Source organism: Klebsiella michiganensis (assembly GCF_002925905.1).
Taxonomy (GTDB): Bacteria; Pseudomonadota; Gammaproteobacteria; order Enterobacterales; family Enterobacteriaceae; genus Klebsiella; species Klebsiella michiganensis.
In genome coordinates, this window is record NZ_PRDB01000007.1 from 113029 (window position 1) to 136580 (window position 23552).

A 23552-nucleotide genomic window follows, 5' to 3' on the forward strand; every position below is an offset into this window, starting at 1 on the left:
GGCAAAATGGCACTGATAATGAGATGAGCGGGTCGCCGATCACAATTCCATAAATCTTGCTCGTGGCGGCCGGTTAAATGCATTATCTTGCCCCTGCGCCGTATGCCGTTTTGGACCCGATCGATGATGCTAACCGTTGAGTATTATTTCACCCATCCGCAGGATAAGCTGGGAATGTACGCCAGCGATCCGGAAGATAATAGCCATGAACATAGTCACGAGTTTGCTGAACTGGTGATCGTTGAAGAAGGACACGGCTTACACGTTATTAATGGCCGGCCATTATATATACAGCAGGGCGACGTTTTTTACGTTCAGCCGGGCGATGTTCACTATTATGATGAGCTGGGAACGCTTAAGTTAATTAACGTATTAATTAACCCACTGGTAGAATTTCATTATTTACAGCCTCTCGACACCTTATTGCAGACGTTCTCCGCACGAAAGGCTTCCTGCTACGGCTGGCTGGCGCCGGATACCCGCCATATCTGCAAGGAACTGGTAGATAAAATATTTTCTGCCGAGCTGCGGCGGGGGCAAAATATTGCCCTGCGCGAAGCCGCCTTTTTCCAGCTGGTGACGACGATTCTGCATGCGGAAACCGAAGCCGAATATAGCACCACCAAATATAAGCTGCATAAATTGCTGACCTGGCTACAGGAGCACTGTTTTGAAGAACATAACTGGCCGCAGCTGGCGGAGAAATTCCACCTGACCACGCGGACCGCTTTTCGCCATATTAAAGAGGCGACGGGATTGACGCCGGATAATTATTTAAAGCGTCTGCGCTTAGTTTCGGCGCGCGTCAAATTACGCGAGACCGATATGACGATTACCGAAGTGGCTTATTTATGCGGTTTTGCCAACAGCAACCACTTTACCACCTTATATAAAAAGGTCTTTGGCCTGACGCCCAGCGAAGATCGGCGGCGTTTGCTGCGCTAGTTCACCTCCCGGAGGCGATGCTGCGCATCTGTCCGGGCTACGCGCCCTCAGCGGTCTGCGGTCCGGTAGCCCGGGCAAGGCGCTGTGCGCCGCCCCCGGGAGAGACGCGCAGGGTGGTGAAGAATTGCCCCGGAGGCGAGCGGGGCTATTCTTCCGGGGTATTGGCGCGGACGTGGCGGCCGCTGGCAACAAAGTTGCCGGTGCCGAGATGATGGAGGGTATTGATCTTATCGTCGTCGAACTGCCAGCGTCCGCTGACGAACGCGCGCTCATCGGCGGCGGCGGAAACCACTTCGCCAAACAGCGTATCGTACTGCTCCTGAGCCGCCGTTGCCGGCAGCAGTCGGCACTCCATCCATGCAAGACACTTCTCTTCAATCAGCGGCAAGCCCAGCTCCGGACCTTGCACGACCGGGATGCCGTAAGCGTTAAATTTATCCTCATCGCGTCCGCTGATGCTGCCGACCGCGTAGGTCCAACTGGCGGCCTCGACGCCGGGAACGACGATGCCAAATGCGCCGTTGCGCTCAATAATTTCCCGCGTCCAGGCGCTTTTATCTACCACGATGGCCAGCCTCGGCGGAGCGAACTCCACCGGCATCGACCACGCGGCGGCCATGACGTTGCGGCGTTGAGAGTGGGCGTCATAGCTGGTTATCAAAATTGTTGGGCCATGGTTGAGCAGGCGACTGGCGTACTGAAGTTCCACGTGGCGAAAACGGCTCATATGCGTTCCTTGGTAAATGGGTCTGATGCCAGACAACACGTTAATCCGCAATGAAAATGTAATCAATACGTCATCGAGGGTCCCTATAGTCGGCGTCACTAAGTCCCAAAGAGGATAACAATATGTTAGCTCCCCTGAATTTGTCTCAGGTGAGCGCGCGCCGGCGGATGTTGACCGCGGGCAGAGCCTCGCTTTCCCGACGGGAGGGCGATAATGCGCGCGCTTACCAGCATTAAACTCGACGGCGTTTCTTTCGCCTTCGGCGCCCACACCGTGCTTAATCAGATCGATCTGCATATCGATGCGGGCAGCATTGTTGCGCTGCTGGGGCCTTCTGGCTGCGGTAAAAGCACGCTGCTGCGCCTGCTCGCCGGATTAACCGTACCCGCCAGCGGCAGCATTCACTTTGGCGATCGCCTGGTGGCGAAAACCGGCTGGGGCTTGCCGCCGGAGCAGCGCGATCTCGGCATGGTCTTTCAGGATTACGCTCTGTGGCCGCACATGACGGCGGCGCAGAACGTGGCTTTCCCGCTGCGTATGCGCGGCGTCGGGCGTCAGCAGCGACAGCAACGGGTCGAGGAGGCGCTGGCGATGGTCGGTCTCAGCGGCTTCGCCGACCGCAAACCGTCGGGCCTTTCCGGCGGTCAGCAGCAGCGCGTTGCGCTGGCCCGCGCCATCGTCGCAGAACCGCGCGTGCTGCTGTTCGATGAGCCGCTCTCCAATCTCGACAGCGAGCTGCGTGAGTCGCTGTGCCTCGAAATGAGCCGCCTGCTGCGCCGGCTGGGCATCACTGCTGTCTACGTCACCCACGACCGTCGCGAAGCCGAACTGCTGGCCGACAAGATTATTCATTTATCTGCGGGCTGCATTGCCGCCGTCCGCGCCGTGACTTCAACCTCAGGGGAATCCGTATGAAAACCGTTATCACCGTTACCAAAGGAGCCGCGCTCGCGATGATGTTGTCCGCCACCACGATCTCCAGCGCCCAGGCGCTCACCGTCTACACCGCCGGGCCGGGCTCGCTGGCGAAAAACCTTGCCAGCGGCTATGAGAAGAAAACCGGCGTTAAGGTGAATATTTTCCAGGCCACCACCGGTAAGGTGATGGCGCGTCTCGAGGCCGAGCAGGCTAACCCGCAGGCGGATGTGCTGATTTCCGCCTCGTGGGATACGGCGGAAGATTTGCATCACCGCGGCTGGCTGCTGCCGTATCAGAGCGCAAATGCCGATAAGGTCCCGGCGAACCTGAAATCCGCCGATTACGTTGCTCAGGGTATTTCGGCCCTGGGGATCGTCTGGAATACCAAAAGCGGCACCCCGGAGCCGAAAGAGTGGCGCGACCTGACCGAAGCGGCGTTCAAAGACAAAGTGACGACGCCGGACCCGGCGCTTTCCGGCGCGTCGCTGGATTTGCTGATCGGGTTACAGAATGGCATGGGCGATAACGCCTGGGCGCTGTTTGATGCGTTAAAGAAGAATGGCATGGTGGTCAGCGGGCCGAACGCCCAGGCGGTAACGCCGGTGATGCAGGGGGCGAAAGCGGCGGTATTCGGTGCGGTTGATTATGTCTCTTACGGCAATATCCATCAGGGCGAATCGCTAAAGGTGATTTTCCCGGCCAGCGGCACGGTCATTGCACCGCGGCCGATGATGATCCTCAAAACCAGCCAGCATGCTGACGACGCAAAAGCCTTCGTTGATTATGTGCTGTCGCCGGAAGGCCAGGCGCTGGTCGCCGACGCCTGGCTTATGCCCGCCCGCAGCGATGTTCCGGCGAAGCGCCCGCTGCTCAACGAGCTGAAAATTCTGCCGACCGCAGGCGAGGGCACTAGCGAACGAAGCGCGGTGCTTTCCCGCTTTAATACGCTTTTCGCCCAGTAAACCGACTTTTCCCCCGGGTTTCGAAAGTTGGCTCGGGCACATTCCCCGGAGGCGGCGCAGGCGCGCCTGTCCGGGCTACCGGACCGCAGACGGCTGTGACCCGTAGCCCGGCTAAGCGCAGCGCGAGCCGGGAAGACGCAACGCCTGGGCATCAGCCCGGGCACATTCCCGGAGGTGGCGCTGGCGCGCCTGTCCGGGCTAGCGGACCGCAGACGGCTGTGACCACGTAGCCCGGCTAAGCGCAGCGCGAGCCGGGTAAGATCGTATCCAGGAAAATACCGTGAAACAGAGACTGATTTCAGCGGGCACGCTGGCGGCGCTACTGGTGCTGGTGGCATTGCCGCTGCTGTTTATTGTCCTCCAGGCAATTTTTCCCCACTTTAGCGCCGGTTCGCTGGGCGGCGCGTTTAGCGGCGTATCAACGCTGATTGCCGACCCGCAGCTGCCGACGATGCTCGGCGGTACCCTGTGGGTGGCCTGCGGCGTGGCGCTGATGAGCGTGGTCATCGGTCTACCGCTGGGCGTCTTGCGGGGATTGTTTACTATCCCGCTGCCGCGGCTGTGGGATCTGCTCTTTCTAATCCCGTTTCTGACGCCGCCCTATATTGCCGCGCTGTCGTGGATGCTGATGCTGCAAAGTCATGGCTATCTCCAGCAGCTGACCGGCTGGGATCTTAACGATCTGCTTTTTAGCCGCATCGGGATCGTGCTGGTGATGACCCTCAATATCTTTCCGGTGGTCTACTTTGCCGTCTCGCGCAGCCTGTTGGCCAGCGGTCAGCGGCTGGCGATTGTCGCTCGGGTGCACGGCGCCAGCGCCTGGCGTGCGTTCTGGCACATCACGCTGCCGATGCTTTCTCCGGCTCTGGCGGCGGGGATGCTGCTGGCGTTTACCCTGGCCATTGAAGAGTACGGCGTTCCGGCGGCCCTGGGGTCGCGGGCAGGGCTGGTCATGCTGACCGTAGGCATTGAGAAAAAGCTTGCCGACTGGCCTGTCGATCTGCCCGGCGCGTCGCTGCTTTCGCTGCTGCTGATCGCGGTGGCGCTGCTGGCCTGGTGGCTGCAAAAACGGCTGACTGGCGATAAAGAGGTCACCAGCGTCACCGGCAAGCCGGGAGAGAATAGCGGGGCGGAGTTGGGCTGGCTGACGCTTCCGGCGGTGCTAGTGATGGCGGGCGTCGGGGGGCTGGCGGTGGTGATGCCGGGCGCGTCGATGGTGCTGACCAGCCTGATGAGCACGCTGTCGGGCGGTATCCACGCTGACAACGTTACCCTTCGCCATTTTGCCGCGCTGTTTGCTCAGCAGGGCGACGCGCTGTCGGCACTGGCAACCAGCCTTTCGCTGGCGCTGGCTTCGGCAGGGGTTGTCGGCCTGGTGGGGCTGCTCGCCGCCTGGCTGGTTGTGGTGCAAAAAATGAAGGGGAGCGCCTTTGTTGATGCGCTATCGCTGCTACCGGCGGCGCTGCCGGGCGTGGTGGTGGGCGTCGGGCTGATTCTGCTGTGGAACCAGCCGTTCTGGCCGGTGTCCCCCTACAATACCTGGTTTATGCTGCTGCTTTCCTACTGCTGTCTGCTGCTGCCCTGGCCGGTGCGCTACGTCAGCAGCGCGCTGCGTCAGCTTGGCAATAATCTCGAACCCGCGGCGCGGGTGCACGGCGCAACGGCACTGCAGGCGCTGCGACTGATCGTTCTGCCGCTGGTCTTTCCCGCGCTGCTGGCGGCGATGCTGATGGTGTTCGCCGTTGCCTCCCGCGAGCTGGTGACCTCGTTGCTGCTTGCGCCGGCCGGGACGCAAACCGTCTCGGTGTTTATCTGGCGCCAGTTTGAGCAGGGCTCGGCGGGAGAGGGAATGGCAATGGCATCGCTGACGCTCTTTACCGGTCTGGGACTGATGCTCTGCGCGCTGGCGCTGATGCAGCGGGGCACGCGCGGATAAATACGATCGCACAAAATAGCTGGTCAGGCGGGAAAAACAGGCTATAAATGTCGGACACCGATTGCTGGAGGCATTGATGAGTCCCTTTTTAAGCGCCTATTTTTCTCGTCTGGGCTGGACGGGCACCCCGGACGTTTCACTTCACACCCTGCGCGAACTGCATATTCACCATAACGGCGCGATCCCCTTTGAAAATCTGGATGTGCTGCTGCCCAGAGAGATACATCTCGACGATCGCACCCTCGAAGAGAAGCTGATTCACGGTCGTCGCGGCGGCTACTGCTTCGAGCAAAACGGCCTGCTGGAGAGAGCGCTGCGCGAGATCGGCTTTACCGTGCGCAGCCTTCTGGGGCGCGTGGTGCTGGCCAATCCGCCGCATATGCCGCCGCGTACCCATCGGCTGCTGCTGGTGGAGGTGGAGGGGGAACGCTGGATTGCCGACGTTGGTTTCGGCGGCCAGACCTTGACCGCGCCGATTAAGCTGCTGGCGGATATAGAACAATCCACCCCGCACGGCGAATATCGCCTGATTTACGAAGGGGAAGAGTGGGCGCTGCAGTTCAGCCATCACGGACACTGGCAGTCGATGTACCATTTTGATTTAGGTCGCCAGTACGCTTCCGACTATGTGATGGGCAACTTCTGGTCGGCGCACTGGCCGCAGTCGCACTTCCGCCATCATCTGCTGATGTGCCGCCACTTGCCGGACGGCGGCAAAATGACGCTGACCAATTTCCACTTTACCCATTGGGATAAAAACCATGTCGTCGAAAAGCTCGATTTAGCGGACGTTCCGGCGCTGTATGAGGCGCTGCAAACGCGTTTTGGCCTCGGCGTGGATGATGCCAAATACGGCTTTAGCGAAGCGGAACTGGCGGCGGTGATGGCGGCGTTTGATACCCATCCCGAGGCCGGAAAATAAATATCGTACAGGAGCCGTTGGCTGGATAAGGGATGACGGTCAAACGGGGATGTTACCCGGCTTGCGCTACGCATAGCCGGGCTACGGGGCGAGCCTGTCGCCCGGGTTAGGCGTTTTTGCCGCGACCCGGGATGATTGCGGATTTTGTTCAGCGTCTTGAACGTACCACCTGGTAGCGGCGGGTGAAATATTCAAACGGCGCGCTCCAGACGTGAACCAGTCGGGTGAACGGGAACAGCAGGAAAATCGTCATCCCCAGCACCAGATGCACGCGGAAAACAAAGGCCACGCCGCTGAGCATTTCTGACGAGCCGCCGCGGAAGGTGACGATGCCCTGCGCCCAGCCCACCAGCTTCATCATTTCACTGCCGTCCGGATACTGCGCCGAGAAAGGGATGGTGCTCAGCCCGAGCAGGCACTGAATCAGCAGAATGCTCATGATGATGATATCCGGCGCGGTCGAGGTGGCGCGAACGCGCTGGTTGGTCAGACGACGCCAGAGCAAACCGGCGCCGCCAATCAGCGTCAGGACGCCGCAGACGCCGCCGAGCACCATCGCCATCTGCTGCTTGACCGCAATGGGTAAAAACCAGGCATACATCCAGTGCGGCGTTAACATGCCGAACAGATGGCCAAAGAAAATGCCGAGTATGCCGATATGGAACAGATTCGACCAGATCACCATCCCGCGTTTATCCAGCATCTGGCTGGAGGAGGCGCGCCAGGTGTACTGGCCGTAGTCATAGCGCAGCCAGCTGCCGAGAAAAAAGACCGTCGCGCAGATGTAGGGGTAGATGTCGTAAAAAAAGACGTTCAGATACTGTATCATTTCGGGCCTCCCGCGCTGACGTCGACGTACTGCGGCGCCACGTCCTGGCTAAAGCGTCGTTGATATTGCTGTAACGGTGAGCTGTCACAGGCCGTGGCGTTGTCTTCGATAAATTTCACCTGTTCTTCTTCCCAGACCGCATCCAGCGCCTGCCGGGTGTCATCGCGGGACTCGTTGTTGACCTGCTGCGTGACACTGTCACTTGATAGCGGGATCCCGCCGAGGCTCAGCAGGGCGTCAAACAGCTGATACCAGGGGACACCGCGCTGCTTCAGCCGCCCGCCCAGCAGCGCCAGAATCGGCGCGACGTTTTGCAGACCTTCGCGCGCTTCGTTTTCCGGCAGGATGCTGAGGTATTCCAGATACAGCGGCAGGTGGTCGGGAAGTTCGCGACAGTTGAGCACCAGGCCCGCCTTTTCATACTGAGCGAGCAGGTCGACCATTGCCTGACCGCGGTCGCGAGACTCGGCGTGCACATGTTCAAACAGCAGCAGCGACGTAGCGCGGCCCCGGTCGAACACTTCGCACCATTCGGCCTGCTTGTCCAGCAGCGGGGCATTCAGCATCTCCGCGGCGAAGTCGTTGAGCACAGGGGCGTCGTGACGCACCATGCTCAGCACCTCGTCCTTGCACTGCCAAAGAAACTCATCCGGATACTCCATCAGCAGGCCGATCGATTTGAGGATTTGCATTATTCCCCCTCCGCTTTATCGCGTACTTCGGTGATGTTGATGGCGTCAATGCGGCTACTGTTGAACAGGTTGAATTTGGTGTCGGAGCCGTGGCAGCCGTCGCCGAAGGTAAAGCCGCAGCCGTTGCGCTCGGGGAAGGCGTCGCGCGCCATTTCGCGGTGGCTGGTCGGGATCACGAAGCGGTCCTCGTAGTTGGCGATCGCCAGATAACGGTACATCTCCTCGACCTGCTCAACGCTCAGGCCCACCTCCTCGATGGCGCGAGTATCGGTGACGCCTTCCACCGTTTGCGAGCGCATGTAGTGACGCATTGCCATCATGCGCTTCAGCGCGCGCAGTACCGGGCCGGTATCGCCCGCGCTGAGCATATTGGCGAGATACTGCACCGGAATGCGCAGGCTTTCGATGGCCGGAAGCACGCCGTCGCTTTTCGGCAGACCGCCGGCGTCGGCGTAGGACTGAATCGGCGACAGCGGCGGCACGTACCAGACCATTGGCAGGGTGCGGTATTCCGGATGCAGCGGCAGCGCCAGCTTCCAGTCCATCGCCATTTTGTACACCGGCGAGCGCTGGGCGGCATCAATCACGTTTTGTGGAATCCCCTGTTTCAGCGCTTCTTCAATCACCGCCGGGTCGTGGGGGTTGAGGAACACCTCGCACTGCCGCTCGTAGAGGTCGGTTTCGCGCTCGGTGCTGGCAGCCTCTTCAATGCGGTCGGCGTCGTACAACAGCACGCCGAGGTAGCGGATACGTCCCACGCAGGTCTCCGAGCAGACGGTGGGCTGCCCGGATTCGATACGCGGGTAGCAGAAGATGCATTTTTCCGATTTGCCGCTTTTCCAGTTGAAGTAGATTTTTTTGTACGGGCAGCCGCTGATGCACAGACGCCAGCCGCGGCATTTGTCCTGGTCGATCAGCACGATGCCGTCTTCTTCACGCTTGTAGATGGCGCCGCTGGGGCAGGTGGCGACGCAGCTCGGGTTCAGGCAGTGCTCGCACAGGCGCGGCAGATACATCATGAAGGTATTTTCAAACTGGCCGTACATCTCCTTCTGAATCTTGTCGAAGTTACGGTCGCGGGCGCGCTTTTCAAACTCGCCGCCGAGCAGCTCTTCCCAGTTGGGGCCCCAGATGATTTTATCCATCCGCTTGCCGTCGATAAGCGAACGCGGACGGGCGGTGGGCAGGTGTTTTCCCTCCGGCGCGTTGTGCAGATGCTGGTAATCAAAGGTAAAGGGTTCATAGTAGTCATCGATCTGCGGTATCACCGGATTGGCGAAAATTTTGGTGATGACGCCCATTTTGCCGCCCAGACGCGGGCGTATTTTGCCATTAACATCGCGCACCCAGCCGCCTTCCCACACCTCCTGATCTTCCCAGTTTTTCGGATAGCCAATGCCCGGTTTGGTTTCGACGTTGTTAAACCAGGCGTATTCCATCCCTTCGCGTCCGGTCCAGACGTTTTTACAGGTGACGGAACAGGTGTGGCAGCCGATGCATTTATCGAGATTGAGAACCATACCGACCTGTGAACGTATTTTCATTTTTTCGCCTCCTGTACCCCATCGCGACCTTCGTCATCCAGCCAGTCAATATTTTTCATTTTGCGGATCATGATGAACTCGTCGCGGTTGGAGCCGACGGTGCCGTAGTAGTTGAAACCGTAAGCCAGCTGGGCGTAGCCGCCAATCATATGGGTCGGTTTCGGGCACACGCGGGTGACCGAGTTATGGATCCCGCCGCGCCGTCCGGTGACTTCCGAGCCCGGAATATTCATCAGGCGCTCCTGCGCGTGGTACATCATGGTCATCCCCGGCGGTACGCGCTGGCTGACCACCGCGCGGGCGGTGAGCGCGCCGTTGGCGTTGAAGGCCTCGATCCAGTCGTTATCTTCAATACCCAGCTCGCGAGCGTCGGTTTCGCTGATCCACACGATCGGCCCGCCGCGCGACAGGGTCAGCATCAGCAGGTTTTCGCTGTAGGTGGAGTGGATGCCCCATTTCTGGTGCGGCGTCAGAAAGTTGAGCGCTTTTTCCGGGAAGCCGTTAGGCGGAATCGCTTTCATCTGGCTGACGCTGCGGGTGTCAATGGGCGGACGATAAACCACCAGGCTTTCGCCAAAGGCGCGCATCCAGGGGTGATCCTGATACAGCTGCTGGCGGCCGGAGAGGGTGCGCCAGGGGATCAGCTCGTGGACGTTGGTATAGCCGGCGTTGTAGGAAACATGCTCGCTCTCGAGGCCGGACCAGGTCGGGCTGGAGATAATTTTGCGCGGCTGGGCCTGAATATCGCGGAAGCGAATTTTTTCATCCTCTTTATTCAGCGCCAGGTGCGTATGCTCGCGGCCGGTAAACTCGCCGAGCGCTTGCCAGGCTTTGACCGCCACCTGGCCGTTGGTTTCCGGGGCGAGGGCGAGGATCACTTCCGAGGCGTCAATGGCGCTGTCGATGCGCGGACGACCTTTGGCCGGGCCGTCAAGCTTGACGTAGTTAAGCTTGCCGAGGAAGTCGACCTCGTTCTGGGTGTTCCAGGTGATGCCTTTACCGCCGTTGCCCAGTTTGTCGAGCAGCGGCCCGAGGGAGGTAAAGCGCTCATACGTCGCCGGATAATCGCGCTCAACGACGGCAATCGACGGCGCGGTTTTACCCGGCGTCAGCTCGCATTCCCCTTTCCGCCAGTCCAGCACGTCGAAGGGCTGCGACAGCTCCGCCGGGGAGTCGTGCTGCAGCGGCACCAGCACAACGTCGGTCTCTTTATCGAGGTGGCCGACGCAGACCTCGGAGAAGGTTTTGGCGATATCTTTGTAAATTTCCCAGTCGCTTTTCGCCTCCCACGCCGGGTCAACGGCGGCGGAGAGCGGGTGGATAAACGGATGCATATCCGAGGTGTTCATATCGTCTTTTTCATACCAGGTGGCGGTCGGCAGAACGATATCGGAGAACAGGCAGGTACTGGACATGCGGAAATCGAGCGTCACCAGCAGGTCGAGCTTGCCTTCGATGGCCGCGGTCTGCCACTCCACCTCTTCGGGCTTCACGTCATCGCTGGCGCCCAGCTCATCGCCCTGAATACCGCTGTCGGTGCCCAGCAGATATTTGAGCATATACTCGTGGCCCTTGCCGGAAGAGCCCAGCAGGTTGGAGCGCCAGATAAACAGGTTACGCGGATGATTTTTGCCGTTATCCGGCTGTTCGCAGGCGAAGCGGATCTCGCCGGACTTCAGCGCCCGGGCGGTGTAGTCGGCGGGAGTCAGTCCGGCCGCGGCGGCCTGCGCCTTGATGGTCAGCGGGTTGACGCCCAGCTGCGGCGCGGAGGGCAGCCAGCCCATGCGCTCGGCGCGAACGTTAAAGTCGATCAGATGGCCGCTGAATTGGCTGGCATCGGCCAGCGGCGACAGCAGCTCCCGGGCGGTCAGCTTTTCATAGCGCCACTGGCTGGCGTGATTGTAAAAAAAGGAGGTGCTGTTCATCTGGCGCGGCGGACGATTCCAGTCAAGGGCGAACGCCAGCGGCAGCCAGCCGGTTTGCGGACGCAGCTTCTCCTGGCCGACATAGTGCGACCAGCCGCCGCCGCTCCGGCCGACGCAGCCGCAGAACACCAGCATATTGATCATCCCCCGGTAGTTCATATCCATGTGGTACCAGTGGTTGACGCCGGCGCCGAGGATAATCATCGACCGTCCGTGGGTTTTATGCGCGGTATCGGCAAATTCACGGGCGATCTGCTCGATGTGCTGGCGCGGGACGCCGGTAATCTGTTCGGCCCACGCCGGGGTATAGGCTTTCATCTCACTGAAGTCCTGCGCGGCGTTGGGATCGTCTAAACCGCGATCGAGTCCGTAGTTGGCGAGAATCAGATCGTAGACGCTAACCACCAGGCCAGATTCACCGTTGGCCAGCGGGAGCTGCTTAACCGGCAGCTGATGCAGCGTCACCGGATCCTGCTTGATGCTGCGAAAGTGCGGGTTTTCGTTGCCGCCGAAGTAGGGAAAGCCCACCGTCACCACGTCGTCACGGCTATCCAGCAGCGATAGTTTGAGTTCAATGGCTTGCCCGGCGGCCTGCTGTTCAAGGTTCCATTTGCCTTTCTCTCCCCAGCGGAAGCCAATCGAACCGTTGGGCGCCACCAGTTCACCAGCGCTGTTATAGGCGACGGTTTTCCACTCCGGGTTATTGCTTTCGCCCAGCCCGTCAACCAGATCGGCGGCGCGGACCATCCTGCCGGGAACGTAGAAACCCTCCTCGCGACGCTCAAGCATCACCAGCATCGGCATATCGGTGTAGGTGCGGCAGTAGTTGAGGAAATAATCGCTCGGGTTATCAAGGTGAAACGTTTTGAGGATCGCGTGGCCCATCGCCATGGCCAGCGCGCTGTCGGTACCCTGTTTCGGCGCCAGCCACTGGTCGCTGAGCTTGGCTACCTCCGAAAAGTCCGGGGTAATCGCGATGGTTTTGGTGCCCTTGTAGCGCACTTCCGTAAAGAAGTGGGCGTCCGGGGTTCGGGTCTGCGGGACGTTGGAGCCCCAGGCGATAATATAGCTGGAGTTGTACCAGTCGGCGGACTCGGGAACGTCGGTCTGCTCGCCCCAGGTCATTGGCGAGGCGGGGGGAAGGTCGCAGTACCAGTCGTAGAAGCTCAGGCAGGTGCCGCCGAGCAGCGACAGATACCGGGTGCCGGCGGCGTAAGAGACCATCGACATCGCCGGGATCGGCGAAAAGCCCGCCACGCGGTCCGGGCCGTAGTTTTTGATGGTCCAGACGTTGGCGGCGGCAATCAGCTGGTTCAGCTCCTTCCAGCTTGAACGGATAAACCCGCCTTTGCCGCGTACCTGCTTGTAGCTAAGGGTTTTGACCGGGTCCTGCATGATACTGTCCCACGCCTGCACCGGGTCCGGGTGCTGAGCCAGCGCTTCGCGCCATAGGGCAATCAGCCGCTTGCGCGCCAGCGGATACTTCAGGCGGTTAGCGCTGTAGAGGTACCAGGAGTAGCTTGCGCCGCGCGGGCAGCCGCGGGGTTCGTGGTTGGGCAGGTCCGGGCGGGTGCGGGGGTAGTCCGTTTGCTGAGTTTCCCAGGTGACCAGCCCGTTTTTGACGTAAATTTTCCAGCTGCAGGAGCCTGTGCAGTTCACGCCGTGCGTTGAGCGGACGATTTTGTCGAACTGCCAGCGCTGACGGTAGCTGTCTTCCCAGTCGCGGTTGGTGTTGTACACCTGACCGTGGCCGTTGGCAAAGCTCTCGCCTTTCTGCTTAAAGTAGCGAAAGCGATCCAATAGTTTACTCATGACCTTCCTCCTGCTCCGATAATGTCCGGCCTGAAAAGACCGTACGATCCCCAGGCCGGATAGGGCGTCAGCCGCCACCCGATGAATATGCCGTTATTGCTTTGCCGGTTTACGACGGCCGTAGACCAGCCAGGTCACCAGCACGCAAACCACGTAGAAAACCAGGAAGACCTTCATCGCCCCGACCGGGGAGCCGGTCATCGCCAGCGAGGTACCGAAGGCTTTGGGGATAAAGAAGCCGCCAATCGCGCCGATGGCGGAGATAAAGCCGAGTGCCGCCGCGGTGTCGGTCACCGCCTCGTGCTGGGCCTGTTCGTCGCTGCCGCCGCGTTTCTTCACGCTGTCGAGGGTGATTTGGCGAAAGATCACGGCGATCATCTGGAAGGTGGAACCGCTGCCGAGACCGGCGGTCAGGAACAGCCCCATAAACACCACGTAAAAGGCGAGAAAGCTGCCGGAGCCGGTTCCGGGGAGGGTGAGAAACAGCAGGCCGGTAAACAGCGCCATCAGCACAAAGTTCACCAGCGTGACGCGTACGCCGCCGAGACGGTCGGATATAATCCCGCCGAAAGAACGCGCCAGCGCGCCGATAAACGGCCCGAAGAAGGCCAGCTTAAGGATGTTAACATCAGGGAACTGCGTTTTCGCCAGCATGGCGAAACCGGCGGAGAAGCCGATAAACGAGCCAAAGGTGGCCAGATAGAGCAGGCTCAGCAGCCACATATGCGGGCGTTTCAGCACCGGCAGCTGCTCGCGAATCGAAGCCTTTGAGCTGGCGATGTCGTTCATTCCTACCCAGGCGGCGAAGGTGGCTATCACCAGCAGCGGAACCCAGACGAGGGCGGCGTTGCTCAGCGCGAGAAGAGAGCCATCCTCCTGAGGCACGCCATGGATGCCAAGAAAAGCGAAGATGGGCAGAAAAATCGCCGCCGGCGCGATCATCTGCATCACGCTGACGCCGAGATTGCCGAGGCCGCCGTTGATACCCAGCGCGCTGCCCTGTTTCGCTTTGGGAAAGAAAAAACTGATATTTCCCATGCTGGAAGCAAAGTTCGCACCGGCAAAACCGCACAGCAGGGCAATGGTGATAAATACCCAGAATGGAGTAGCGGGGTTTTGAATGGCGACACCCAGCCAGATACAGGGCACCACCAGAATAATCGTGCTTAATACCGTCCAGTAGCGCCCGCCAAATATAGGTACCATAAAGGAGTAGGGGACGCGTAATATTGCGCCGGAAAGCGAGGGCAGAGCGGTTAATAAAAAGAGCTGATCGGTGGTGAAATTAAATCCGACTTTATTGAGATTGACGGCGACGGCGCTGAATAGCATCCAGACGCAAAAGGCGAGTAGCAAACAACCTACGGAAATGCAAAGATTTCTGCGCGCTATTTGCTTTCCCTTATTCTCCCAAAACGCCGCATTTTCTGGTTTCCACTCTTTTAAGAGATAATGATTCTTTTTCTCATCTTTGCTCAGCATATTGCCCTCGAATGAACAGTAACCCGTCAAAAAAGAATAAACTGGTAAAACAGCAAATTAATAAAAGAAATAAAATCAGGGATGGGGATGTATCTGTTGTAATAAATGAAGAATAGATAAGAAAAGCGCGCCGAAAGAAGACGCGCGAATATTAGCTCAGGATTATTTGTTACTAAATGTAACTTGAAATTAAAAAAGTTCCATCGAGATAGAATAATTGATATGCCGATTGAAGGCGGCATCATCTATTTCCTGCATTCCCAGCGCATAAATACCGTCGAGGCCGCAGACGAGAGCAATGAGCCGCCAGGCAATGCTTTCCATATCGTCCCTTGGCTTAAACTCACCGGCAGCGGTTCCCTGGCGGATGATCTTCAGGGTCTCTTCATGCCACATGTTCATGGTGAGCAGATAGGCCCCCTTGATATCACTGTCGCTATCGGCCAGCAGCTGCGCTTCGCGCCACAGGCGAATGTATGGCTCAAGCCTGCCGTCGTCGCTGCCCACCATAGAAAACAGGCGTTCACGCCACGTGGCGTCGTCGGGGACCAGCGGCATATCCATCATTTCGCGGATCAACCGTATGAAGGCATGGGCTTTTAGCTCGCCCGCGGAGGTGAAATGGTGGTGCAGCTGACCGGCGGAGACGCCGGCTTCGGCGGCAATCTGGCGGACGGTCATAGCGCTAAACCCGCCACGAAGCGCTACGCGCATGGCTGCCAGCACAATAACTTCCCGACGCGCATCGCGATTTAAGTAGCTCATAACGTTAGTGACCCCGGTTTTTTTGGCGATAGTAACAAAAAGTTGGACACTCGTTCAACAATCCGGCAGGATCCGTTTCCTGGACGCTTGTCCAGTTTTAACGTTGAGGGAAAGTAGTATGTCTCGGCAATGGTTGACGCTGATGGCGATTTTGCTGGTTTATATTCCGGTGGCGATTGACGCCACTGTTCTCCACGTGGCTGCGCCAACGCTCAGCGTAGCGCTGGGGACCAGCGGTAACGAGCTGCTGTGGATTATTGATATTTATTCGCTGGTAATGGCCGGTATGGTGCTGCCTATGGGCGCATTGGGCGATAAAATCGGCTTTAAACGGCTGCTGCTGCTCGGCAGCGGTATTTTTGGCACCGCGTCGCTGGCGGCGGCGTTTTCGCCCACGGCAGAGACGCTGATTGCCTCCCGCGCGCTGCTGGCGGTGGGGGCGGCGATGATCGTGCCTGCGACCCTGGCCGGGATCCGCAGCACCTTTTCGCAGGCGCACCAGCGTAACATGGCGCTTGGTCTGTGGGCAGCGGTCGGTTCCGGCGGCGCGGCGTTCGGTCCGCTGGTTGGCGGCATGCTGCTGGAGCATTTTTACTGGGGATCGGTTTTCCTGATCAACGTGCCGATCGTCCTGCTGGTGATAGCGATTAATGCCAAAGTGGTGCCGCGTCAGCCCGCGCGGCGCGAGCAGCCGCTGAATCTTTTCCAGGCGCTAATCCTGATCGCCGCCATTTTGATGCTGGTATTTAGCGCCAAAACGGCGCTCAAAGGGCAAATGGCGCTGTGGTTAACCGGGCTGGTGGCACTATCTGGCGCCGCGATGCTGTTCTGGTTCGTGCGCAAACAGCTCTCGGCATCGCGTCCCATGGTCGATATGCGCCTGTTTACCCATCGCATTATTTTAAGCGGCGTGATGATGGCGATGACCGCGCTGATTACGCTGGTGGGTTTTGAACTGCTGATGGCGCAGGAGCTGCAGTTTGTGCACAGCAAAACGCCTTTTGAAGCCGGGCTGTTTATGCTGCCGGTGATGGTGGCGAGCGGTTTCAGCGGGCCCATTGCCGGCATGCTGGTATCGCGGCTGGGGCTGCGCGAGGTCGCCACCGGCGGAATGCTGCTCAGCGCCCTGAGCTTCCTCGGCCTGTCGATGACCGATTTCAGCACCCAGCAGTGGCAGGCCTGGGGACTGATGACGCTGCTGGGCTTCAGCGTCGCCAGCGCGCTGTTGGCCTCCAGCTCGGCGATAATGGCCGCCGCGCCGAAGGAAAAAGCGGCGGCGGCAGGGGCCATCGAAACCATGGCCTATGAGCTGGGCGCGGGACTGGGGATTGCCCTGTTTGGCCTGATCCTGACCCGCAGCTACACCTCGTCAATTGTTCTGCCGGGTGGAATCGAGGGCGCGGCGGCGGAGCAGGCGTCGTCCTCCATCAGCGAGGCGATTAAGCTGGCGCAGTCGCTGCCCGCCATACCGGCGCAAAGCCTGCTTGAAGCGGCGAAGGCGGCGTTTATTCATTCGCGCAGCATCGTGCTGGCGACGGCTGGCGTCCTGCTTCTGCTGCTGGCGGCCGGCATCTGGCGTAGTCTGGCAAAAGCGCCTGAGCTGAATTAACCCTCACAGCTGAAGAGAAAGCGCCATCGCCGCCCGCCGTAGCGGGGCGAGGGCTTTCTCTTTCAGCGCGGCGGCGTTGGTATAGCCTGCCGGAACGCCAACGTTAAGCGCCGCCACCACCTGGCCGCTGCGGGAGAGCAGCGGTACCGCCAGCGAACATAATCCCACCTCAATTTGCCGGTCAGCGAGCGCGTAGCCCTGCATGCGCACTCTGGCGATTTCCTGCCGTAAACCCGCCATATCGCATAGCGTATACGGGGTATAGCGGATCAGATTGGCTCGTGACAGTGTCACTTCAAGCTGTTCTTCCGGCAACGCGCTAAGCAGCACGCGTCCCATCGACGTGGCCCACGCAGGCAGACGGCTGCCGCGGCCGATATCCACGCTGAGCAGGTTATTCACCGCCGCTCTGGCAATATACAGGACGTTATCGCCGTCCAGCGTGGCGGCGGAGCAGGACTCTCCGAGGTTTTTGCCCAGATTATCCAGGGCGCCCTGCGCGACTTTCGCCAGCGGCGTTCCGGCCAGGTAGGCGTGACCCACCGCCAGCACGCGGGGGAGCAGCTCATAGCTGCGACCATCCGGGCTATGCACCATACCCAGCGCAGCGAGGGTATAGAGGCAGCGGCGCACAGCCGCGCGGGAGATCTGCGTTTTCTGGCTAAGCTGGGAGATGGTCAGGCGCTGCCGCTGCGGGGTAAACGCGTTAAGGACTTCCAGCCCGCGCGCCAGGGACAGCATAAAGTTAGGGTCGTGTTCAGACTGGCGGGCGCTGAGAGTATCTGGTTTTTTTTCGCTCATACAACCCCTCTTTTATTGAAGATAAAGGTTCATGGGGCATCACTATATCGCGGGTGAAAAACGCGGCGATTCCTTGTTCTGGTTTTACCACGTCGATCACATTATTAACCCCAATTTAACAACCGCGTCGATAATCGCACAACATTTCGATTATCGCCGTTGACCGTCCCGATTGGGCAGACCTATTGTCAACAGAATCGTTACCCCGCGTTATGAACAGGGGTATGAAAAGTTATGTATTTCATCACCAGGAAAAAAAGATGACCGCGACCATTGAACGTATTGAAAGCTGGCTGGTAGATATCCCGACCATTCGACCGCACAAACTCTCCATGACCACGATGGGCTGTCAGACGCTGGCGATCGTCCGCATAACCCGTTCGGACGGGATTTGCGGTATTGGCGAAGCCACTACCATCGGTGGATTGAGCTACGGCGTGGAGAGCCCGGAAGCCATCGTGTCGGCGATTAATCATTACCTGACGCCGCTGCTCAAGGGCCAGGCGGCCGATAATCTGAATGTCCTGACCGCGCGGATGAACGGCGCGGTTAAAGGCAATACCTTTGCCAAATCAGCGATCGAAACCGCGCTGCTGGATGCGCAGGGTAAGGCGCTTGGCCTGCCGGTTTCCGCGCTGCTTGGCGGCGCGCTGACGACCTCGCTGCCGGTTCTCTGGACGCTGGCGAGCGGCGATACCGAGAAAGATATTGTCGAGGGGGAAAGGCTGCTGGCGGAGCGTCGCCATCGCGCGTTTAAGCTAAAAATCGGCGCGCGCGAACTGGCGACGGATCTGCGCCACACCCGCGCGATTGTTGAAGCCCTGGGCGATCGGGCCAGCATCCGCGTCGACGTTAATCAGGCGTGGGAAGCCACCGTCGCAGCAAAGGGCTGCCGCGAGCTGGCGGCGATGGGGGTCGATCTGATTGAGCAGCCGGTCAGCGCTCAGGACAACGCTGCGCTGGTGCGCCTCAGCCATCACATCGACGCGGCTATTCTGGCCGATGAAGCGGTGGCGACCCATTACGAAGGCTATCGCCTGGCGCAGCAGGGATTCAGCGGGGCCTTTGCGCTGAAGATTGCCAAAGCGGGAGGGCCAAACAGCGTGCTGGCGCTGGCGAAGGTGGCGCAAGCGGCGGGAATTGGGCTTTACGGCGGCACGATGCTTGAGGGGACCGTTGGCACCCTGGCCTCGCTGCACGCCTGGTCGACGCTACCCCTACAGTGGGGCAGCGAGATGTTTGGCCCGCTATTGCTGAAGGACGATATTGTCAGCGTGCCGCTAACGTTCGCCGAAGGCGAGGTGACGCTACCGCAAGCGCCGGGTCTTGGCGCTGAACTGGATGAAGACAAACTGCGCTTCTATAGCCGCAAAGGATAATGGAGGATTTTTATGCTATTTAAAGTCGATATGACCGTGAATATTCCGCTGGGATTTCCTGCCGACGAAATTGAGGAAATTAAGCAGCGAGAAAAAAAGTATTCACAACAACTTCAGCGCGAAGGTAAATGGCGACATATCTGGCGCGTCGCCGGCCTTTACGCCAATGTCAGTATTTTCGATGTGAAAGATGCTGAAGAGCTGCATCAAATTTTAATGGCTCTACCATTATATCCCTTTATGCAAATTCGCGTGGAGGCGCTCTGTCGTCATCCCTCCTCGATTCGCGAAGACGACCGTTAATAAAAAATAATAACTAACCTCGCGCCGAAACTATTCGGCGAATATCCTACAACGATAAGTGAGAAATATTATGAGTAATGCATTCGTACAACAAGATGCTGTGCAACATTTATTGCGTGAAAGTGCGGGTTTAAATGCAACCGGCGGTGACGAGCGTTTTAAAATGATTGTTCATCGTCTGCTGGAAAACCTCTGCACGCTGATTGATGACTATAACGTCACTGAAGAAGAGTTCTGGCATGCGGTGAATTATCTGCATGAATTAGGCGGCCGCCAGGAAGCGGCACTGCTGGCGGCGGGCCTCGGCCTTGAACACTTCCTCGACCTGCGCCAGGACGCGATTGATGCCGCAGCGCAGCGGGAAACCGGCACCCCTCGTACCATTGAAGGCCCGCTGTACGTGGCGAATGCGCCGCTGGCAGACGGACATACCCGCATGGATGATGGTAAAGATGCGGGGGAGGTGATGTGGCTTTATGGCCAGGTTCGCGACACCCAGGGCCACCCGGTAGCTAACGCTATCGTTGATATCTGGCATGCCAATACCCTCGGGAACTACTCTTTCTTCGATCAAAGCCAGAGTGAATATAATCTGCGTCGCCGCATTCGTACCGGCGCCGATGGCTGCTATAGCGTGCGCAGCATTCTGCCATCCGGCTACGGCTGCCCGCCGGATGGGCCAACGCAAAAACTCCTTGACCAGCTGGGGCGTCACGGTAATCGTCCGGCGCATATCCACTTCTTCGTTTCCGCGCCGGGTCATAAACATTTGACCAGCCAAATCAATCTCAACGGCGACAAATACCTGTGGGATGATTTCGCGTTCGCTACCCGCGACGGCCTGATTGCCGATCCGGTAAAAGTCAGCGACCGCGAGCTTATTCAGCGGCGTGAGCTGGAAGGTGAACATACCGAAGTGCGCTTTGATTTTACTCTGTGTAAAGCGCTTAACGCCGATGAAGAACACCGCGGTACGCGCCTGCGCGCGCAGGAGTAACGCGCGGCGTTAATTCTCTTCTCCGGCCAGGCCGTGGTCGGAGAATAAAGCGAAATTGCGACTTCACCGTTTTTCTATTCCTGAATTATGCAGGAGGGCCGACTCATGCAAAAAATGTTCACCACATTAAAAGATAAAATCAACAATGCATTAATTGTTGATCGTGAAAAACATATTTATCGCTGCCATCGCTCAATATTTACCGATCCGCAGCTATTTGATTTTGAAATGAAGCATATTTTTGAAGGGAATTGGCTGTTCCTTGCTCATGAAAGCCAGATTGCGCAGCCTGGAGATTATTACACCCTGACCCTTGGGCGCCAGCCGGTAATAATAACGCGCGATAAAAAGAACGAACTACATGCGCTAATTAACAGCTGCGCCCATCGCGGGGCGATGCTATGTCGTCGCAAAACCGGTAATAAAAGTTCATTTACCTGTCCGTTTCACGGCTGGACGTTCAGTAATAACGGCAAGCTTTTAAAAGCCAAAGATGAAAGTACCGGCGGTTACCCGGAGACTTTCAAGCATGAAGGCTCCCACGACTTAAAGAAGCTGCCGAGGTTTCAATCCTATCGCGGCTTCCTGTTCGGCAGCCTGAATGCCGATGTGCAGCCGCTGGAGGCGTACCTGGGCGAAACCTGCAAAATTATCGACCTGATCGTGGACCAGGCGCCGGAAGGGCTGGAGGTGCTTAACGGATCGTCGAGCTATGTATACGAAGGCAACTGGAAGCTAGGGGCGGAAAACGGTGCTGACGGCTATCACGTTAGCGTGGTCCACTGGAACTACGCTTCCACCATGTCGCGCCGCAACTACGAAGCGGAAGGGACGCACGCGGTAGACGCAAACGGCTGGTCGAAAAGCGTCGGCGGCGGTTACGGCTTTGATAATGGGCATATGCTGCTGTGGACCCGGGTGCTGAACCCGGAAGTGCGGCCGGTCTACGAACATCGTGAACGGCTGCAGGCGGAATTCGGCGAGTCTCGCGCCGGGCAGATGGTCAACGAAACGCGCAACCTGTGCCTCTATCCAAACGTCTACCTGATGGATCAGTTTTCGACGCAGATCCGCGTGATACGCCCCATCGCGGTGGATAAAACCGAAGTCACCATCTGGTGCTTTGCGCCGAAGGGCGAATCTGACCAGGCGCGGGCGCTGCGTATTCGCCAGTATGAGGACTTTTTTAACGTCAGCGGCATGGGAACGCCTGACGATCTGGAAGAGTTCAGCGCCTGCCAGCGCGGCTATCTCGGGGAAAATCTCGCATGGAGCGACCTCAGCCGCGGGGCGCTACATTGGGTCGATGGTCCGGACGAACACGCCCGGCAGGCCGGCTTGCGGCCGCTGCTGAGCGGCGTGAAATCGGAAGACGAAGCTTTGTATATCGCCCACCATCATCACTGGCAAAACGTGATGCTGGCGGCGCTGGAAGCAGAGCAGCGGCGTTACGAGCAGTCGATCACACAACGCGTGGAGGTGGTCTGATGCTCACTCTCGAACAGGTTCGCCAGTTTCTCTATTACGAAGCCCGCCTGCTTGACGACCGCCTGTGGGATGAGTGGCTGAACTGCTACAGTCCACAGGTGGTGTACTGGATGCCCGCCTGGGGGGATGACGACAAGCTCACCCGCGATCCTCAGCGTGAAATTTCGCTGATCTATTACCCGAGCCGCGACGGCCTCGAAGACCGGGTTTACCGCATCAAAACCGAGCGCTCAGGGGCCAGCACCCCGGAACCGCGCACCACCCATATGATCGGCAACGTTGAACTGCTTGGCGAAACCGAACAGGGCATGGAAGTACGCTACAGCTGGGTCACCTACTGTCACCGGTATCAGCAGACGGATACCTGGTTTGGTTCGACCTGCTGCACGCTGAGTGAGAACGCCGGCAAACCGCAAATCATTCGTAAAACCGTGCGCCTGAATAACGATTACATCCGTCAGGTGATTGACGTTTACCATATTTAAGAGGCACTTATGACCTTTAATATTGCGCTCAATTTTGAAGACGGCATCACCCGCTTTATTCAGTGTAACGCCGGGGAGAAAGTTCTCGATGCCGCCTATCGTCAGCAGGTCAATCTGCCGATGGATTGTTCGGACGGCGTTTGCGGCACCTGCAAGTGCCGCTGCGTCAGCGGCGAATATGGCCTGGGCGATGAGTTTCTTGAAGAGGCGCTCAGCGAAGAGGAAGCCGCAGAGCGCCAGGTGCTGACCTGCCAGATGGTGCCAACCAGCGATTGCGTCATTGATGTACCGGCGGCGGCAGCCCGCTGCAAAACCGCGCTGGCGAGCGTGGGCGCGACGGTGAAAGCGGTCAATCTCCTGTCTGACACCGCCATTGAGCTGGCAATCGTGCTGGATGAACCGCTGGACTTCCTGGCGGGTCAGTACATCAATATTCAGGTTCCCGGAACGCCGCAGGTTCGCGCCTATTCGTTTAGCTCCCTGCCGGGCTCGCGTGAGGGGAGCTTCCTGATTCGTAACGTGCCCGGTGGATTGATGAGTCAGTGGCTGACGCAGCGGGCCATCCCCGGCGATCGTCTGACGCTAAGCGGCCCGATGGGCAGTTTTTATCTGCGCGGCGGCGAGCGTCCGCTGCTACTGCTGGCGGGGGGCACCGGCTTAGCGCCGCTGCTATCAATGCTACAAACGCTGGCCAGCCAGCGCAGCACCCGCCCCATCACCTTGCTCTATGGCGTGACCCGCGACGGCGATCTGGTGAAAACTGACGAGCTTGAGGCGTTTACCTGTCAGCTTCCCGCGTATCGCTGGCTGCCGGTGGTTGCCGATGCGCAAAGCCAATGCCCACAGCGCGGTTTTGTTACCGAACATCTTAATGACGCAATACTCAACAACGGGGATGTGGATATCTATCTGTGCGGGCCCCCACCGATGGTCAATGCGGTAGCCACGGCGCTGCGCGAGAGAGGAATTTCGCCGTCGGGGTTCTGGTATGAAAAATTTATCGCCAGCCAGAGCGCGGCGGCATAAGGAGC

General features: G+C 58.7%; 20 protein-coding genes. 12 read left to right on the forward strand and 8 right to left on the reverse strand.

What is annotated here, in order from left to right; all coding sequences use genetic code 11:
- Nucleotides 1-123: 123 nt before the first annotated feature.
- Nucleotides 124-945: a helix-turn-helix domain-containing protein gene (locus CDA56_RS16690; protein ID WP_014229266.1), complete on the forward strand. Its 822-nt coding sequence runs from the start codon at nt 124-126 to the stop codon at nt 943-945.
- A gap of 145 nt (nt 946-1090) precedes the next feature.
- Here CDA56_RS16690 and CDA56_RS16695 read toward each other — a convergent pair whose 3' ends face one another.
- Complete coding sequence (locus CDA56_RS16695; protein ID WP_004850682.1) at nt 1091-1672, reverse strand: flavin reductase family protein; 582 nt, start codon at nt 1670-1672, stop codon at nt 1091-1093.
- Between the two features lie 210 nt (nt 1673-1882).
- Between CDA56_RS16695 and CDA56_RS16700 the strand changes: the two genes are divergently transcribed.
- From CDA56_RS16700 to nhoA, 4 genes are all read left to right on the forward strand, one after another.
- Nucleotides 1883-2587 carry an ABC transporter ATP-binding protein gene (locus CDA56_RS16700; RefSeq protein ID WP_165795117.1) on the forward strand — a complete coding sequence of 235 codons (705 nt, stop codon included), beginning with the start codon at nt 1883-1885 and terminating at the stop codon, nt 2585-2587.
- A complete protein-coding gene (locus tag CDA56_RS16705) occupies nt 2584-3552 on the forward strand; it encodes an ABC transporter substrate-binding protein (RefSeq protein ID WP_102803948.1) in 969 nt (322 codons plus the stop codon). The genes CDA56_RS16700 and CDA56_RS16705 overlap by 4 nt, the downstream gene beginning before the upstream one ends.
- A gap of 280 nt (nt 3553-3832) precedes the next feature.
- Complete coding sequence (locus tag CDA56_RS16710) at nt 3833-5488, forward strand: ABC transporter permease (protein ID WP_102803947.1); 1656 nt, start codon at nt 3833-3835, stop codon at nt 5486-5488.
- A 76-nt stretch (nt 5489-5564) separates the two neighbouring features.
- Complete coding sequence (nhoA, locus tag CDA56_RS16715; RefSeq protein ID WP_014229271.1) at nt 5565-6410, forward strand: N-hydroxyarylamine O-acetyltransferase; 846 nt, start codon at nt 5565-5567, stop codon at nt 6408-6410.
- 148 nt (nt 6411-6558) lie between these two features.
- Here nhoA and narI read toward each other — a convergent pair whose 3' ends face one another.
- From narI to CDA56_RS16745, 6 genes are all read right to left on the reverse strand, one after another.
- Nucleotides 6559-7239: a respiratory nitrate reductase subunit gamma gene (gene narI / locus CDA56_RS16720; RefSeq protein WP_014838419.1), complete on the reverse strand. Its 681-nt coding sequence runs from the start codon at nt 7237-7239 to the stop codon at nt 6559-6561.
- Nucleotides 7236-7931: a nitrate reductase molybdenum cofactor assembly chaperone gene (gene narW, locus CDA56_RS16725; RefSeq protein ID WP_102803946.1), complete on the reverse strand. Its 696-nt coding sequence runs from the start codon at nt 7929-7931 to the stop codon at nt 7236-7238. Before narW ends, narI begins: the two co-directional genes overlap by 4 nt.
- The gene (gene narH / locus CDA56_RS16730) at nt 7931-9475 is read right to left on the reverse strand and encodes a nitrate reductase subunit beta (RefSeq protein ID WP_004101903.1); all 1545 of its coding nucleotides are present in this window, start codon (nt 9473-9475) and stop codon (nt 7931-7933) included. The genes narW and narH overlap by 1 nt, the downstream gene beginning before the upstream one ends.
- The gene (locus tag CDA56_RS16735) at nt 9472-13212 is read right to left on the reverse strand and encodes a nitrate reductase subunit alpha (protein ID WP_103814487.1); all 3741 of its coding nucleotides are present in this window, start codon (nt 13210-13212) and stop codon (nt 9472-9474) included. Before CDA56_RS16735 ends, narH begins: the two co-directional genes overlap by 4 nt.
- A gap of 93 nt (nt 13213-13305) precedes the next feature.
- A complete protein-coding gene (locus CDA56_RS16740; protein ID WP_103814489.1) occupies nt 13306-14694 on the reverse strand; it encodes a NarK family nitrate/nitrite MFS transporter in 1389 nt (462 codons plus the stop codon).
- A gap of 189 nt (nt 14695-14883) precedes the next feature.
- Entirely contained in the window at nt 14884-15459 is a 576-nt protein-coding gene (locus tag CDA56_RS16745; protein ID WP_103814491.1) for a TetR family transcriptional regulator, read from the reverse strand.
- A 118-nt stretch (nt 15460-15577) separates the two neighbouring features.
- Between CDA56_RS16745 and CDA56_RS16750 the strand changes: the two genes are divergently transcribed.
- Nucleotides 15578-17068, forward strand: a complete 1491-nt coding sequence (locus CDA56_RS16750; RefSeq protein WP_103814493.1) for an MFS transporter — start codon at nt 15578-15580, stop codon at nt 17066-17068.
- Between the two features lie 3 nt (nt 17069-17071).
- On the opposite strand, the gene CDA56_RS16755 is transcribed toward CDA56_RS16750, so the two are convergent.
- Entirely contained in the window at nt 17072-17869 is a 798-nt protein-coding gene (locus CDA56_RS16755; RefSeq protein ID WP_103814495.1) for an IclR family transcriptional regulator domain-containing protein, read from the reverse strand.
- Between the two features lie 212 nt (nt 17870-18081).
- On the opposite strand from CDA56_RS16755, the gene CDA56_RS16760 reads away from it, so the two are divergent.
- The 6 genes from CDA56_RS16760 (at nt 18082) to benC (ending at nt 23547) form a co-directional block, all read left to right on the forward strand.
- Nucleotides 18082-19248: a muconate cycloisomerase family protein gene (locus tag CDA56_RS16760; RefSeq protein ID WP_165795113.1), complete on the forward strand. Its 1167-nt coding sequence runs from the start codon at nt 18082-18084 to the stop codon at nt 19246-19248.
- Nucleotides 19249-19260: 12 nt separating this feature from the next.
- Entirely contained in the window at nt 19261-19551 is a 291-nt protein-coding gene (gene catC / locus CDA56_RS16765) for a muconolactone Delta-isomerase (protein WP_004101911.1), read from the forward strand.
- A 70-nt stretch (nt 19552-19621) separates the two neighbouring features.
- Entirely contained in the window at nt 19622-20548 is a 927-nt protein-coding gene (gene catA / locus CDA56_RS16770) for a catechol 1,2-dioxygenase (RefSeq protein ID WP_046878381.1), read from the forward strand.
- A gap of 105 nt (nt 20549-20653) precedes the next feature.
- Nucleotides 20654-22036, forward strand: coding sequence for a Rieske 2Fe-2S domain-containing protein (locus CDA56_RS16775; RefSeq protein ID WP_046878380.1), 1383 nt, complete (start codon nt 20654-20656; stop codon nt 22034-22036).
- Nucleotides 22036-22521, forward strand: a complete 486-nt coding sequence (benB, locus tag CDA56_RS16780) for a benzoate 1,2-dioxygenase small subunit (protein WP_102803943.1) — start codon at nt 22036-22038, stop codon at nt 22519-22521. The genes CDA56_RS16775 and benB overlap by 1 nt, the downstream gene beginning before the upstream one ends.
- Nucleotides 22522-22530: 9 nt before the next feature.
- Nucleotides 22531-23547: a benzoate 1,2-dioxygenase electron transfer component BenC gene (gene benC, locus CDA56_RS16785; RefSeq protein ID WP_047723861.1), complete on the forward strand. Its 1017-nt coding sequence runs from the start codon at nt 22531-22533 to the stop codon at nt 23545-23547.
- The last annotated feature ends 5 nt before the right edge of the window (nt 23548-23552 follow it).